Origin of the sequence: Psychrobacter sp. ASPA161_6 (genome assembly GCF_051970285.1) — a bacterium.
Lineage (GTDB): Bacteria > Pseudomonadota > Gammaproteobacteria > Pseudomonadales > Moraxellaceae > Psychrobacter > Psychrobacter glaciei.
On sequence record NZ_JBEFNJ010000001.1, the window covers coordinates 1,438,009 to 1,453,163 of the forward strand.

The 15,155-nt window shown below is 43.9% G+C and carries 13 protein-coding genes and 1 pseudogene; 3 read left to right on the forward strand and 11 right to left on the reverse strand.

Translation table 11 applies throughout. From position 1 onward, the window contains the following. Window positions 1–29: 29 nt before the first annotated feature. The 9 genes from pobA to ACTQ9T_RS06050 form a co-directional block, all read right to left on the reverse strand. On the reverse strand, window positions 30–1,220 hold the full coding sequence (pobA, locus tag ACTQ9T_RS06010; protein WP_440464426.1) for a 4-hydroxybenzoate 3-monooxygenase: 1,191 nt from the start codon (window positions 1,218–1,220) through the stop codon (window positions 30–32). 75 nt (window positions 1,221–1,295) lie between these two features. Beyond that, window positions 1,296–1,928 (reverse strand): protocatechuate 3,4-dioxygenase subunit alpha, encoded by a 633-nt coding sequence (gene pcaG / locus ACTQ9T_RS06015; protein ID WP_440464427.1) that lies wholly within the window; start codon window positions 1,926–1,928, stop codon window positions 1,296–1,298. A 3-nt stretch (window positions 1,929–1,931) separates the two neighbouring features. Further along, window positions 1,932–2,660, reverse strand: a complete 729-nt coding sequence (gene pcaH / locus ACTQ9T_RS06020; protein ID WP_201614317.1) for a protocatechuate 3,4-dioxygenase subunit beta — start codon at window positions 2,658–2,660, stop codon at window positions 1,932–1,934. Between the two features lie 76 nt (window positions 2,661–2,736). Beyond that, the gene (locus ACTQ9T_RS06025; RefSeq protein ID WP_440464428.1) at window positions 2,737–3,909 is read right to left on the reverse strand and encodes an alpha/beta fold hydrolase; all 1,173 of its coding nucleotides are present in this window, start codon (window positions 3,907–3,909) and stop codon (window positions 2,737–2,739) included. After that, complete coding sequence (gene pcaF / locus ACTQ9T_RS06030) at window positions 3,909–5,120, reverse strand: 3-oxoadipyl-CoA thiolase (RefSeq protein ID WP_440464429.1); 1,212 nt, start codon at window positions 5,118–5,120, stop codon at window positions 3,909–3,911. Before pcaF ends, ACTQ9T_RS06025 begins: the two co-directional genes overlap by 1 nt. 246 nt (window positions 5,121–5,366) lie before the next feature. After that, window positions 5,367–6,146 (reverse strand): class II aldolase/adducin family protein, encoded by a 780-nt coding sequence (locus ACTQ9T_RS06035; protein WP_440464430.1) that lies wholly within the window; start codon window positions 6,144–6,146, stop codon window positions 5,367–5,369. 12 nt (window positions 6,147–6,158) lie between these two features. After that, the gene (locus ACTQ9T_RS06040) at window positions 6,159–7,070 is read right to left on the reverse strand and encodes a TauD/TfdA dioxygenase family protein (RefSeq protein ID WP_440464431.1); all 912 of its coding nucleotides are present in this window, start codon (window positions 7,068–7,070) and stop codon (window positions 6,159–6,161) included. A 119-nt stretch (window positions 7,071–7,189) separates the two neighbouring features. After that, window positions 7,190–8,209, reverse strand: a complete 1,020-nt coding sequence (locus tag ACTQ9T_RS06045) for a TRAP transporter substrate-binding protein (RefSeq protein WP_440464432.1) — start codon at window positions 8,207–8,209, stop codon at window positions 7,190–7,192. A gap of 614 nt (window positions 8,210–8,823) precedes the next feature. Beyond that, a complete protein-coding gene (locus ACTQ9T_RS06050; RefSeq protein ID WP_440464433.1) occupies window positions 8,824–9,612 on the reverse strand; it encodes an IclR family transcriptional regulator domain-containing protein in 789 nt (262 codons plus the stop codon). A 34-nt stretch (window positions 9,613–9,646) separates the two neighbouring features. Here ACTQ9T_RS06050 and ACTQ9T_RS06055 point away from each other — a divergent pair, with 34 nt between their 5' ends. The 3 genes from ACTQ9T_RS06055 (at window position 9,647) to ACTQ9T_RS06065 (ending at window position 13,377) form a co-directional block, all read left to right on the forward strand. Next, window positions 9,647–11,008 (forward strand): lyase family protein, encoded by a 1,362-nt coding sequence (locus ACTQ9T_RS06055; protein WP_440464434.1) that lies wholly within the window; start codon window positions 9,647–9,649, stop codon window positions 11,006–11,008. A gap of 107 nt (window positions 11,009–11,115) precedes the next feature. Next, a complete protein-coding gene (locus ACTQ9T_RS06060; protein ID WP_197101002.1) occupies window positions 11,116–12,162 on the forward strand; it encodes a TRAP transporter substrate-binding protein in 1,047 nt (348 codons plus the stop codon). A 96-nt stretch (window positions 12,163–12,258) separates the two neighbouring features. After that, a complete protein-coding gene (locus tag ACTQ9T_RS06065) occupies window positions 12,259–13,377 on the forward strand; it encodes an NAD(P)-dependent alcohol dehydrogenase (RefSeq protein ID WP_440464435.1) in 1,119 nt (372 codons plus the stop codon). Window positions 13,378–13,971: 594 nt separating this feature from the next. Here ACTQ9T_RS06065 and ACTQ9T_RS06070 read toward each other — a convergent pair. Next, window positions 13,972–14,177, reverse strand: a pseudogene (locus tag ACTQ9T_RS06070) (IS3-like element ISPar1 family transposase); the annotation flags it as partial. Between the two features lie 104 nt (window positions 14,178–14,281). Next, a partial coding sequence (locus ACTQ9T_RS06075) for a GMC family oxidoreductase (RefSeq protein ID WP_440464436.1) occupies window positions 14,282–15,155 on the reverse strand: 874 nt, incomplete at its 5' end.

The following is a 15,155-nucleotide window of genomic DNA, read 5'->3' on the forward strand; positions in this document are numbered from 1 at the left end:
AAAGAGTTGAATCGCTAAATCAGACAGGTTTACTCTAAAGGCTCAACAGGCAATCCAACGTAGTTTTCAGCAATAGTCGCCTTCCCTGCTTCTGAGTTAATAAAGTATTCAAACTCAGCCTGTTGTACGCGAAAATCAAAACGTTCGCTGCTTTCGAAACGGTGTAATAGCATAGTCATCCACCATGAAAAACGGACCGACTTCCAAACACGGGCTAGACAGATTTCTTGATAGCGTGGAATCAGATCAGTCCGCCCTTCTTCATAGATTTTTACAAATAAACGAAACGCTGTTTCTACATCACTGGCGGCAAGGTTCAAGCCTTTAGCCCCTGTTGGCGGTACGATATGGGCAGCATCTCCCAATAAAAACAACTTACCGTATTGCATGGTTTCACAAACATAAGAACGTAGTGGCGCAATACTCATGTCTAAGGCAGGACCAGTCACTAAACGTTCCGTCATTTTTGGTGGAATACGGCGCTTTAGCTCATCCCAAAACATCTCTTCAGTCCAATCCTCAATTTTGTCAGTATTTGGAACTTGTATGTAATAGCGGCTTCTGGTTGGGGAACGCATAGAACAAAGCGCAAATCCACGTTCATGAGCGCAGTAGACCAGCTCATCGTTAACGGGCGGCGTGTCACTCATCAGTCCCAACCAACCAAATGGATAAACCTTTTCAAACTCTTCTAGCTTATCGGCAGGAATAGATTTTCGTGAGACACCATGAAAGCCATCACACCCAGCTATATAGTCACAATCTAAGCGGAATAATTGCCCATTAAGTTCATAGGTGGCATAAGGATTGTCTGATTCAAGATCGTGCAGCTCGACGTTATCAGCCTCATAGACAGTCACACCGCCAACCGTCTTACGCGCCGCCATCAAATCGCGAGTCACTTCTGTTTGACCATATACCGTGACATGTTTGCCGCCACTATATTTTTCTACATCTATTTGATGGTGCTCACCTTGAAAGCTAAAATCAGTGTGCGTATGAATCAAACCTTCTGCATCCATGCGTGCGCCAGCACCTGATTCACGAATCAAGTCAGTCGTCCCCTGCTCTAGTACTCCCGCACGGATACGGCCTAATACATACTCTGCTGTTTTACGCTCTAAGATAACGTTGTCGATACCAGCTTTGGTCAGTAGTTGACCAAGTAATAACCCTGATGGCCCTGCGCCAATAATAGCGACTTGCGTTTTATAATTCATGAAATCCCTCTCATTACTGTATACATTGCGATTGTTGATTGAATAGATTGACTGTGTGTTATTCAGAGCACCGACTTAAAAGTCAAAGAATACGGTTTCACCATCCCCTTGCAAATAGATATCAAAACGATAGCGAGGTTTGCCAGCGCTTGATTCTTTCTTAGCGATTAAAGTTTGACGGCGCTCGGTAGACGGCACACTGTTTAAAATGGGGCAATTGGCATTGGCATCTAGCTCATCATCAAAATAAGCACGGGTTTGCAAATGCAAGTTGATGCCACGCGCAAAAATAGCGATATTAATGTGCGGTGCCATAGGTTTGCCATGCTGACCATCAAAGGCCACTTGTCCAGGTTTAACCGTATTAAAATGAAAATCGCCATCTAGTGCACAAGCACTACGGCCAAAACTGGTGAATGGTTTTTTATTGTCAAATTCACTAATGTAATGACCGCTGCTATCTGCTTGCCATATTTCGATGAGCGCATCGTGTACGGCCTCACCATTGCCATCGTACACATGACCAACCAGCTCAATGTGCTCACCGACTGCATCTGCTTTGGCCAAGTCTTGCCATATTTCATCTGAGCGCGACTCAAAACCGGCGATTTCTAATGCCAAACCAATATGAACGAAAGGCCCTGCTGTTTGGGATGCGGTCTCGCGCAGCAAACCACTGTCATCTTGCAACTTGTATTGACTGTACATGGGTTACTCCTCAAAGTAGGTTTGTAATGCGCCGCGAACCACAATGTCAAAACGGTACGCTAAACAATCCATTGGCTTACTCATGGTCATATCTAGACGAGCAATCATCGTCTCGACTGCTTCTGGGTCTTTTAACACTTGTACAATAGGACACAGTGGAATAAGTGGATCACCTTCAAAGTACATTTGGGTAATCAAACGGGTTGAGATTGAAGGCCCCATGACTGATACGTGAATGTGCGCTGGACGCCATGTGTTAATGCCGTTTGGCCATGGGTAAGGGCCTGGGCGCACAGTGCGAAATCGATAACAGCCATCTGCATCTGTGATGCATCTGCCGACCCCGCCAAAATTAGGATCTAATGGTGCCAAATAACCGTCTTTCTTATGACGGTATTTGCCGCCAGCATTTGCTTGCCACATCTCAACCAAGGTATTTGCAACTGGCTTGCCAAACTGATCAATCACACGGCCGTGCATAATGATGCGCTCGCCGATAGGTAGACCGACTGGTGCACCTTCTGTCCTAAAGTTCATAAGTAAGTCGTTGTCATATTGACCAATCTCTAGGCCATTGAACACAGGGCCACTGCGCTCAGAGACGCTAGATTTTTGGATACTGACGAATGCTTGGCGCGGTGAACGTGCCACTGATGTTTTGTAACCTGGGGTATACTGCGCAGGTTGCCATGTCCGATCACGCGGTAAAAAAGAAGGATATTTATGGTTCATTGCATTGTTCTCCATTGCGATAAAGCAAATTTATCAATAACGTGTGCTTTTTGATTTAATGCTGTTAAATGCGACCTTAAAGAAGCGCATCGCCCCAGCCATTATCTTTGGCCAAAGAAAATGCATGATTGGCCGCAGGCACACCGCCATAAATCGACACATGCATAAGCACTTGGCGCAGCTGGTTTTCGTTAATGCCCAAACGCTTTGCCGTACGCAAATGCAACCCCAGCTCGCCATCACGGCCAAGCGCTGCCAATATTGCAGTGGTAATCATGCTGCGTTGTTGCACTGTCAAGCTGCTATCGCCCCATAGCTCACCCCATGCCGTGCGGGTGATAAACTGCTGAAACGGGCTATCTAAAGTGTTGGCATTTTTGGATGCTTTTGCCACATGCGCCTCTCCCAAAATGCGTTTACGCTGCTTCAAACCTTGCTCATAACCAATACCAGTTTCGCCAACCGATGTACGCTCTACATTACACTGCATATAGTTAACCAATTGCTGCGATGCTTCAACAGATGGCACATGACCCACCTCTTCAAATATGGTCAACGTTGCAGTAGTGAATGCCGTTTGTAGCACTTTGAGCGTGGCAGGCGGTGTCGACACATCTTGAGCGCCGCCCAACAACGCAACCATACCAGCATAGCCCACTAGGTTGTCACGGTTATCGACTTGTGCCAATGCCTCACAAAGTTTGGCATAGCTTTCATTATCATTGCGTGATAACTGTACTTGCCATCCTTGTAACACCTCAGGGTTTTGTTCGACATAGCTTGGTGAAAACCAGCGCGGCGTAATCGCTTCTACCATCTCAGTCAGCCCCAAACGGCGAACATTGTCCGCACGCTCAGCCCATGCCTCTTTAGTACCAATGACCGCACCCGTATTGGTCAGCCATACTTGCTCTAAACGCTGTGGCGCTATTTGGCATAAGTGTTGACCAATGACGCCGCCAATGGAAGTACCAATAAAACTAAAGCTTTCAATATCTAAGGCATCTGCTAGTGCCAGTGCATCATTGGCAAGCAGCGCTATTGATAAGTCATCTGTCGCCACACCACTACTGCCATGCCCTGGTAGATCCCAACGCACACAGCGATAATGTCCGTGTAATTGGTCACACACCTCATCCCATACTGCATGGCTCATGCCCAATGGATGCGCCATCAATAAGGCGGGTAAGTAGGTTTCGCCACTATCTTGGTAAGCAATGAGATGTGCTACTGTTGCTAAAAATGCCATTATTCTGCTCCTACTCGTGAAACCACCAAGGCAATTCCCTGCCCAACGCCAATACACATGGTACAAAGCGCACGGTCTTTTTTGGTGTGCTGTAATTCATGGATGGCTGAAATCAAAATGCGGGCGCCCGATGCGCCAAGCGGATGACCCAAGGCAATGGCACCGCCTCTAGGGTTGATACGCGCATCACGGTCATCAAGACCCAACTCGCGCGAACATGCCAATGCTTGCGCAGAAAACGCTTCGTTAAGCTCAATAATATCAATATCATCTAAGCTAAGATTGAGACGTTTGAGCAATTTTTGAGTGGCAGGCACTGGGCCAATACCCATGATAGTTGGTAACACGCCAGCGGTTGCCATGCCCTCTATTTTTGCAACAGGCGTTAAACCGTATTTTTGCACGGCGGCTGCACTTGCGATAAGCATGGCAGCAGCCCCGTCATTAATACCAGAGGCATTGCCTGCGGTAATCGTGCCGTTTTCGTATATGGGACGTAGCTTTGTTAATGCCGCCATATCGGTATTGGGGCGTGGGTGTTCATCAGTATCAACAATGAGCGGTGTTTGCTTACGTCTTTCAATAGTAATGGGGGTGATTTCAGCGTTCAAGCGCCCGTCACTCTGTGCTTGGGCAGCTTTTTGCTGCGACCATAAAGCAAATGTATCTTGGTCGTCGCGTGAGATGTTGTATTTGGCTGCTAGGTTTTCTGCGGTACGCGGCATTGCTTCTGTGCCATACACGGCATCAAGCTTTTTGTTGATAAAGCGCCAGCCCATGGTGGTGTCTTGTAGTGTTTGACTGCGGTCATAGGCTTTTTCGGGTTTACCGACCACAAAGGGGGCACGGGTCATCGACTCCACGCCACCTGCGAGGGCCAACTCCATCTCACCACTCACGATTGCTCGAAAAGCCGTTCCCACTGCATCAAGACCTGAACCGCACAACCGATTGATGGTGGTTGCTGGTACTTTTTCTGTCAAACCTGACAACAATCCGCTCATACGTGCAACGTTACGGTTGTCCTCTCCGCTTTGGTTAGCACAGCCCATAAAACTGTCTTCAATGGCACTGTGGTCAAAGTCAGGCGCATCTGCCAGTACTGCTTTAATAACTTGTGCCAACAAATCATCAGGGCGGATATCAGCTAGCGCACCGCCGTAGCGGCCAACCGCTGATCGTTTTGGATGACAAATATAGACTGCTGTCATGGTTCTCTCTCCCTAGAGATAAGGTTGATACGACTAATTGCTATGATTTAACGAATACTATTTTGTTCTATATTAGAATTATTGTTCGTATAGTGAATTAATTTATACCTTTTGCTGGTATCTGTCAATATCAAGCACTGGTTTTTTTAAATAAAAAACCCATGCATTACCATGGGTTTTTATCGCCATCAACACACTCATTAATAGGCATAAACTAATAGCACAGTGCATATCAATAAGAGGGAGCTATCGTATCCAGTTAGGGTCAATTCGATTCATCAAGCGATAATATGCAGGCCATTCGGGTAATCTAACCTGAGCACCCGCTTGGGCCTCGCCTCCCTCAAACTGCTCTCTTGTTTTGCTCATGGCATCTGCATTCGCTTGTAGTAACTCGCCACCAGAAGCCATAGCTTTTAGCTGAACCTGACAAGCTTGTATCATTTGGTACATTCGCATAAATGCCCATGCTACATCAGGACCAGTGGTTATAACGCCATGATTATTGAGCATGAGCGTGTGGTTCTTTGTGCCAATAGAATCTACAAGCCGCGCCTGCTCCCTCTCATCGAGCACAATGCCTTCAAAAGGATGGTAACCCACTCGCTCATGAAACATATAAGCTTCTTGAAACAACGGTATAAAACCACATGCCAATGCACTTACTGCCTGTACATCAGTGTTATGTGTGTGCATCACACAATGCACATCGGGGCGACCTTTATGAATAGCGGTATGAATCACATTGCCCGCTTTATTGACAGGGTATGGCGAATCATCAAGCTTGTTGCCATCAAAGTCTATTTTTACAAGGTTTGAGGGCGTGATTTCACTATATAAAAGGCCAAAGGCATTAATCAGCAAATGCTCTGTGCCGGGTATGCGGTATGAGATATGATTGTAGACCTGTGTTGTCCACCCATAGTAGTCTACCATTCTATAGCACAACGCCAGCTCTATTCTGGCTTGCCACTCAACGTCACTGTAACCTATAGGCATTACTATCGAGTCAAAAATATCTTTCATGGTATTGTCCTTTTATTGTGGTTTTTCACCCATGACGACGGCACGATACATCTCTCTTCTGTGGCCATCATAATCATTAAATGCTTGATGCAAACAGATTCTGTTGTCCCACATTATCACCGTATTGTTATACCATTTTAGTCGGCAGACAAAAGACTCTTGCGTGGCAAAACCAGATAAAAAATCCAGCAAAGGCCGTGACTCTTCTTCTGTCATGCCCTCTATGCCGCAAGCATAGGTTTTATCAACATATAGCGATTTTTCTCCTGAGACTGGATGAGTTCTGACCAATGGGTGATATGTACCTTCTATCATCTTTTGGGTATCTACATCCAGCTCAAGGCTACCAAGCTCACTCGCTTTTTTTGATTTTCGCTCAGCCTGCATAGAGGCAACCACATGTTTGGCACTCATCCATACCTTGAGTGGGTCTATCATTTTTTTCATGGCAGGGCTTAAACTGTTATACGCCAATACAGAATTCGCAAATAGTGTATCACCGCCATAAGGAGGCATGTCTTTACCATAGTTGATGGCAATGGCAGGTGGACAGTCTAAAAAAGCAGAGTCTGTGTGCCAACCACTACCGAACACCATTTTGGTCTCAACTGTGGCCTCTTTAATGACCGGTTGAATGTTCTCGTGACCAACCACCCCTTTGGTATAAGCATCTGTGCCAAACTCACCAAACCTCAGGGTTATATTCTCATGATCTGTAAAAGACAGCGTTTGATCTCTAAAAAAAATCAGCTTGTGTCGATACAACGCCGCTTCAATTTCGGCAAAAGCCTCATCTGTTAGGTTGCTTAAATCGACACCTTGTATTTCTGCCCCCATCGCAGCTGCCAAAGGAACTGCCGTAATATGCTTGTAGTCTCTTGCACTGTTATCAAAGAGGCCCGTTGGGTGTGTGATGTTTTTCATCATTTTAATCCTTTAAAATTCAGTAAAAATTGATAATAAGGTTGAGATGAGTATAGCCGTGCTAAGACTGAAACCCCGATAGGGTTCACAGCCATTATGACCACCCACCTAGTCATGCATTAAACATTGCAGCTCTCACTGACGGTTTTTACTTTTTCGTACACACCATCAGCATCTAAGCCCAAAGCATTAACATCTTTCAAATATTTTTGAGTACCTTCCATTAAAGGGTCTCTCCAGTCAGGATCATTCAGCGGATCAGGGATGTCAATCATCGTATGCCCTGCTGCAATTGCCTCTGCTCTAAATTTGGCATCTTCTTTATCAGTAATTGTACCTACCAAATCGGCCATGACTTTGCCTGAATTGTCATCTAAAACTTTTTTGAGATTATCAGGAAGGCTGTCATATTTGTTTTTGTTCATGGTCACCAGTAACGCTGAATTATAAAAAGGAATGTTGGTATGGGCTTTGGTTAACTCTAGTAATCGGAAGTCACCGGTTGGCTGCCAAGGAAAGCTGAGTCCATCGATCACGCCGCGTTGTAAAGACGTGTATAAATCATTTGCTGGCAGGCCGACTGGCGTACCGCCTGTGGCTTCAATAATATCACCTGCAATGGCAGAGGGCCGGCGGATACGCTGACCTTTCATGTCAGCAGGAACACGAATCGGTTTATCCACCGTATGAATCGCTGCAGGGCCTGCACCCATCATAAACAATAAATGCGTGTCTTTATATTCACTGGCAATGGTGCCATCGTCATAAAGCGTCTGTAGAATGCAACCCATTTGCGTTGCAGAATTAGAAAGACCTGGAAGCTCAGCAATTTGAGTCAACAGAAAACGACCAGCCGTATACCCATGTGCTTGAGAGCCAATATCAATGATACCTTTGGCAGCAGAGTCATACATGGCTTCAGGCTTGCTCAATGTGGCTGACGGATAAATTTCGACCTTTAGTTGGCCATTGGATTCAGTCTCAATTTTTTTGGCCCACGGTTCAAACACCTCAACATGCATCGCAGAAGTGGCAGGCCAAAAGTGTGAAAACCTTAAAACAGTGATGTCAGCTTTAGCACTTGTGCCATCTGCTTGACCCGAGCAACCTGCCATACCTAGTGCTAATACAATTAGCATAGACATGCCTTTAATCTTGAATTTGCCTTTCATTGTATTATCTTCCTTGAATATAAATGATACGTCAGTCAGCTTGACGACTATTGAAGCGGACAAGCGGCACTGCCATCCTTGGCTTTCTGATCAATGACTGGTGTATGTATTAACGACAACTTATCTTTGTAAAGCACAAACATAGCTTACCGTTAATAATGACACCTATGTATTCTACGAATATGATATATTGTTCTTAATTAGAATTAATGTTCATATTAAGAACTAAGCTATACTTTTTCTATTACACTGTCAATAATTTATTTTTTGGCGCTTGCCATTGTTTTAAATGAGAAAAGTCAGCCTATTAAGCATAAATTTTGTATGTCTCACTTAAATAAAAGATAAAAAAAGGCTGTCAGCGCTTGATCTAAAATAGCGTTGACAACCTTTTCCTAGAGACAATCTAATAAAGTGTCTCTAGCTTAAAAATAAAAGATATTTTGCGAATATTCAATAAAAGCGATAACCTCATCGCAAATTTTTATAAAGTATAGCAGGATAAAGCTCTCGGCTTAATTAGCTTATTAAAGCTGACTATCACGCTACATTCAGATACTTCGTTAGACCCAGTTATTACATTAGATATAGTATGTTTGTATTTTTTCAGCACAGTCACGTAGTAGCGGTAAAAATGTTTCAATCAACACTTCTTGAGAGACACGCATGGCATTGGTACTAATATTAATCGCACCAATCAGCTCATTGTTTGATTTATAAACAGGCAATGCCAGTGAGCGCAAACCTGAATCCAACTCTTGATCGACAACCGCATATTGCTGTTGTTTAGCGTCTTTTAGCATTTGTGCAAATATTTTAGGGTCAGTAATACTGTTCGGTGTGTGCGCGCTTAGCTCAATATTACTTAGCTGCGCCTCAAGCTCTTCTTGAGGCAAGTTGGCAAGAATAATACGCCCCATAGACGTATAAGCAACGGGCAACCTTGTGCCAATCGCTATAGCAATAGACAACAACCGGTGCTGAGCTGCAGAACGGGCAATATAAACTATTTCGTCACCGTCTAACACGGCAAATGAACAAGATTCCCCTGTTTGTTCGGTCACACGTTCTAAATAAAATTGAATAATGTCATGATGATGCACACTGCTCAAGTAGCTGGCGCCAAGGCTCAACGTTTTAGGTGACAATTTAAACTGGCGCTTATCTTTATGGACATAACCAAGGGCATGCAAGGTCAACAGATACCGCCGCGCTTTTGCTCTATCCATATTGGTACGTTCAGCCACTTCACTCAACGTCATCGTCGAGTGGTTTTCATCAAACGTCAGCAACACGCTCAGACCACCTGCGAGAGAGGCAACGAAGTCTGGACTATCAGAAGATATTTTCTTATCTTGTTTCATAGACATACTATTTTATACTTACCAAAACTAGGGATTTTAAATGAAAATCAATCGATTAATCAATCAGCCTTTTGTACACCCCAGTATCGCCGACGACTTATCTGACCGTCTGTTCATCCAAGCGATGCTAGATTTTGAGCTGGCCATAGTCGCAGTGCGAGAAAAAAACCACCTAGTACCGCATAATACACATCAGCAATCTAAGCAGGCGTTGTCGCTAGATTTGTTTGATATTGATGCCATCGGTGCACAAACTTATTTAGGAGGCAATGCTGCCATTCCCTTTGTGGCTCAAGCCAAAGCTTTATTACCCTTAGATATAAAGCCCTATTTTCATCAAACGCTCACCAGTCAAGATGTCATTGATACCGCGATGATGATGATGCTCAAAACCGCTTTTCAGCATATTAACCAAGATTTGATAGCAGCGCTCAAAGCTTGTAGTCTTTTGATTGAACAGCATGATGCAACCCCTATGTCTGGCAGAACACTGATGCAACAAGCGCTACCCATCACTTTTGGGGCAAAAGTCTCACAGTGGGCAGCCTCCTTAATAGCGGTCGTTCCCAATTTACAGAAAATAGAGCAATCAGGGTTTTACCTGCAATGGGGCGGTCCCGTTGGCATGAGTGATGAAAAAAATGAACAGCATGACTTGCCGCAGCAGGTTGCCACATTGATAGGCTTATCCGTACCCTTGCTCCCTTGGCATACCAATAGACAGCCTATTCATGCTATCGCATCTATATTAGATGCCTGTGCAGGCGCAATGGAAAATATCGTCGAAGACATTGCTCTTATGTGCCAATCTGAACTGGGTGAAGTGTCCGAGCCTGCCACTGCAGGTATGGGAGGGTCATCGTCAATGCCGCACAAACGAAACCCAATATTGTGTGCCTTAATCAAAGCGGCGACATTAAGAATGCACGGGCATATGAGCGTGATAAGCAATACAACCGCACAGCCCTTTGAGCGCGCATTAGGACAATGGCATGCCAGCTGGGTGCCTTTAACAGAGGGGACTGCTTTGGTGGCAGGTGCTGCTGCTTATCTAAAAACATTGTTGCAAGGTGTGCAAGTCTACCCTGAGCGCATGGATGCCAATTTGGATCTGAATAGCGACGCCTACCTCATCAAAAAATTGCAACGCCATTTTGAGTCAAGTAAAGCTCAAATCTATCCATTAATCGCTCAGGCCAGTCATGATGCACACCTTAACCATCAAGGGTTTGTAGCAAGTTTTTTGCCACTACTAGCAGCAGCGTCACCATCTTTGCATGATGACCCTGCCCTATTAGTTATTTTATCTCCGCTAAATTATTGCGGTGCAGCACACAGGCAATGTCAGGTGGTCATAAACGCTATTGAAAAAATAATATTAGATACGAATTTGATAGAGTAAAAACCAAAGCTGCAATCTGATTGACAGCAAAGTAAAAAAAGCGTATTTTAATTCACTATACGAACATAAATTCTTATTTAGAACAAACATCACAAAAGGAACTTATGATGACAAAAATACTCCCTATCAGTTTGGCACTGGCCGCAATGATTGGTTTCACTGGCTGCTCGCCATCAAGCGACACGGCAACAGCAGATGCTGCTGAAACGACCACTTTGCGTTTCTCTCATTTTTGGCCAGCCACAGCAGCGACCCATACCGAAATCTTTGAACCCTGGGCTAACAAGATTGAGCAAGAATCAGGCGGTCGAATCAAAGTTGAGCTTTATCCTTCAGCGACCCTGAGTAAACCTGATGCCACCTATGATGCCACTGCTAAAGGTACTGTCGATATAGGCTCCCAGCTTCAAGGCTATACCAATGGACGCTTTCCATTGACCCAAGTAGCAGAACTACCAGGGCTTTCTAACTCAGCAACCCAAATGAACTGTATGCTCCAAACCTTATATGACGATGGAGTGATAGCGGATGAGTATAAGGACACCCATCTATTGTTTATGATGGGTACAGGCCCAGGCGGCATGCACACCATTGATAAAGCCATTCGCACGCCAGATGATTTAAAAGGCTTACGGATGCGTCGTCCCTCTGCCATTGCAGGCGATATTATTGAAGCGGCAGGCGGCACGCCAGTGGGCTTACCTGCGACGGATATTTATACGTCGCTGCAACGCGGTGTGTTAGATGGATTAAGTCTGCCGTGGGATGCAACAGGGTCTTTTAGACTGATAGAGCTAACCAACACCCACACTAATATCCCTTTTTATAGTTCCGCCATTATGGTGACTATGAATAAAGACAAATATAACAGCCTACCGGACGACCTCAAAAAAGTTATTGATGACAACTCAGGCATGCAAATGGCAGCAGCGGCAGGCAAAGTATTTGATGCAGAAGATGCAAAATATATGGCAGAAGCCAAAGCCAAGGGTGACACGATGATAGACATTCCAGACCCATTAAACGATCCAAAATGGAAAGGTCCGTTAGAAGCTGGTACTCAAAAGTACCTAAAAGATGTCACAGCGCTGAATTTAGACGCACAAACAGTGTATCAAAAAGCCAAAGAAGCCAGTGCTACTTGTCAGTCTTAATCGCTTAACATTATTTTCGTCAACATTGCTATTGTTAATAAAACCTGAAAAACGTATGACTCTAGCATCTTTAGCCAGTAACTCAGAGGAATCGCCATGACACAGACAACCCCTACTAGCTACACGGCAGCAGTGATTCGCCAAAAAGGTGGGCCATTCCAAATTGAGCAAGTCAAAACCGATACTATACAAGATGACGAAATGCTGGTACGTGTTGTAGCAACCGGCATGTGCCATACCGACATGATCGCCCGAGATCAAGTTTTCCCTTTTCCGCACCCAATAGTACTGGGGCATGAAGGCTCTGGTATTATTGAGTCTATCGGCAGTAAAGTAACAGACATCGCTATTGGCGACCATGTTGTTATGACTTTTTTAAACTGCAATAAATGTGATTCTTGCCATGAAGGTCACCCTGCTTATTGCGAAAGCTTTAATCAGTATAATTTTTCTGGTCAAAGAGTTGATGGTTTTCATGCCTTAATTGCAAGCAACGATACCGAACTGAATGATCGATTCTTTGGTCAGTCATCGTTTGGTCAGTATGCTGTAGCAAATGCGCGCAACGTTATCAAAGTTCGCAAAGATGCACCACTTGAACTACTAGGACCTTTAGGCTGTGGCATTCAAACAGGTGCAGGTACCGTCATAAATGCACTCAAAGTCACAGCTGGTTCTAGCTTCGTTGCGTGGGGCGGCGGTGCCGTTGGACTATCAGCAGTAATGGAAGCCGCAGCGATTGGTGCTACGACGATTATCGCAGTTGATATTGTACCTTCGAGGTTGGAGCTAGCGCTGAAGATTGGAGCAACACATGTAATCAACAGCAAAGAAGAAAGTACTGTTGCACGTATTCAAGAAATTACGGGCGGCGGTGCGCAGTTTGCGATGGATTCTACGGGTATAGGTGTCCTGGTCTCAAATATGATTACCTCATTACGCCCTCGCGGCATCGGAGCTATTGTTGGCGCCTCAAAGCCTGGCACAACAGCTGCGTTAGATCTGACCGATGTCATGCAAAACTGCAAAAAGCTGATTGGTGTGGTTGAAGGTGACAGTGTGCCAAGCACTTTAATACCCGTGCTGGTAGACCTTTACATGGCGGGTAAATTCCCATTCGATAAACTGGTTAAATTTTACGATCTCAAGGATATTAATAAAGCAGCAGAAAATAGTGAGAAAGGCATCACTATTAAGCCTATCGTTAGAAGGTAGTCAGACGATGTTCTTACTACAAGTTGATGCAACAGATTAGATGATCCTGCTCTATGATTTAAACGCTCTTACTCTATAACAAGGTTGTTCATTTCATAACGCTTGAATTAAACTTAGAATAGGTATGTCAATAACTAGCGCTAAATAAGCTGGTTCAGTTATTTCTGTTATTCGTGATGGTGAGGCATACTTATTTGATGTAGGACTAGGTACGACGCACTATTTATGCTTGAAAAATTATGGATGCATCAGAAACAGCTGCATCTAACAAAGTTTATTCATCATCGGATTGCTCAGACAATTGATTAAAAACCTATTTCCATACTAAACATTTGTGTTTTTGATCTGTTTCTTAGTGACTACAATCTACAAGCCAGGACATATTTTCTTAGGTGATGATGACTTCGCTATTGAGAGGCTGAAAATCTAATTATAATGAACGTATAAACTTATTTTTAGATATTAAAAACATAAAAAAAGGTTGCCAACGCTATACCAAATATAGCCTCGGTAACTTTTTTAATTTGGTATTTTACTTAGGTGGTATTGTTAATATTGGGGTTTGTCAAAGCAGTTACCTTTAGCACTCGTTTAGCCCTTAAACTGATGCTTCTTGATGATCTTGTGGCAGGCATGGCTACAGTACTGACTACTTCTGTCAGAATACCAAATCAGCTTTTGGTTGGGTCGTCTATTCTTAATTGCCATATTGATACTAAATCTGCTGTCATGCGCTTATTAATGGCATAACTAACCAACTCTTTGATGTATAAATATTTTACTGCTGCCCAACATAGCCAAAAAAACCCATAAGCTATTAGCTTATGGGTAACCTTGATTTATTTTTAAAGGCTGAAAAATATTAACATGAAGTCCGATTTGGATATCTGACTCCATACATAGTTTATGTATTGTCTTCTTTAATCATGTCAGCTGCCTTCTCTGCTACCATAATTGTGGGTGCATTTGTATTACCAGCCATAACGAACGGGAAAATAGAGGCATCTACCACACGCAGTTTTTTAACACCTCGAACCTTTAATCGTGGTGTCACCACTGCCAAACCATCACTTCCCATTTTACAGGTGCCGTTCTGGTGATGGTAACTTACAACTGACGAACGCACATACTCTGCAATTTGTTCATCTGTTTTAACATCTTCACCTGGATATATTTCTCGACCACGCCATTCTTTTAAGGCTGGTTGGTTTGCGATATTACGCATTTGTTTAATCGAAGTCACTAATGTATCGACATCATATTGTGTATCAAGTACATTTGGATCGATATTCATCTTATCATCAGGATTAGAACTGTTTAGTGTAATCCTACCGCGTGAGGTCGGTCTAACTCCTGCAGCTACTAGAGAGAATGCATTTTGAACGGAACTATCTTGACCAGGTACGTAATAAGGAACATGGAAAAAAAGTGGCTGCATATCGGCCCCTGGTAGAGCTGTCTGAGTTTTTGCAAACATATGAGCATGCAATACTTGAATAGACATGTCACTTGGTGGTGGAACTTCCTTCTTTCCTTCATATATTACAGGGCTTAAGTTATGGTCGTGGAGGTTTTTACCTACACCGGGGCTATCGATAATCACATTAATACCAAGCTTTTCTAACTCTGATTTTGCCCCAATGCCTGATAGCATCAAAATACGAGGAGATTCAATCGCACCACCACATACAATCACTTCTTTTTTAGCTTTGACTGTTTTGATAGTGCTTTCTTGACGATATGTAACACCTGTCGCCACACCCTTTATTATATTTACT

Bases quoted from the DNA above. Each gene is read 5' to 3' on its own strand.
- pcaF (WP_440464429.1), bottom strand. From the start codon at position 5,120: ATGACAGCAGTCTATATTTGTCATCCAAAACGATCAGCGGTTGGCCGC.
- pcaH (WP_201614317.1), bottom strand. From the start codon at position 2,660: ATGAACCATAAATATCCTTCTTTTTTACCGCGTGATCGGACATGGCAA.
- pcaG (WP_440464427.1), bottom strand. From the start codon at position 1,928: ATGTACAGTCAATACAAGTTGCAAGATGACAGTGGTTTGCTGCGCGAG.
- ACTQ9T_RS06035 (WP_440464430.1), bottom strand. From the start codon at position 6,146: ATGAAAGATATTTTTGACTCGATAGTAATGCCTATAGGTTACAGTGAC.
- ACTQ9T_RS06025 (WP_440464428.1), bottom strand. From the start codon at position 3,909: ATGGCATTTTTAGCAACAGTAGCACATCTCATTGCTTACCAAGATAGT.
- ACTQ9T_RS06065 (WP_440464435.1), top strand. From the start codon at position 12,259: ATGACACAGACAACCCCTACTAGCTACACGGCAGCAGTGATTCGCCAA.
- ACTQ9T_RS06055 (WP_440464434.1), top strand. From the start codon at position 9,647: ATGAAAATCAATCGATTAATCAATCAGCCTTTTGTACACCCCAGTATC.
- ACTQ9T_RS06060 (WP_197101002.1), top strand. From the start codon at position 11,116: ATGACAAAAATACTCCCTATCAGTTTGGCACTGGCCGCAATGATTGGT.
- ACTQ9T_RS06045 (WP_440464432.1), bottom strand. From the start codon at position 8,209: ATGCTAATTGTATTAGCACTAGGTATGGCAGGTTGCTCGGGTCAAGCA.
- pobA (WP_440464426.1), bottom strand. From the start codon at position 1,220: ATGAATTATAAAACGCAAGTCGCTATTATTGGCGCAGGGCCATCAGGG.
- ACTQ9T_RS06040 (WP_440464431.1), bottom strand. From the start codon at position 7,070: ATGAAAAACATCACACACCCAACGGGCCTCTTTGATAACAGTGCAAGA.
- ACTQ9T_RS06050 (WP_440464433.1), bottom strand. From the start codon at position 9,612: ATGTCTATGAAACAAGATAAGAAAATATCTTCTGATAGTCCAGACTTC.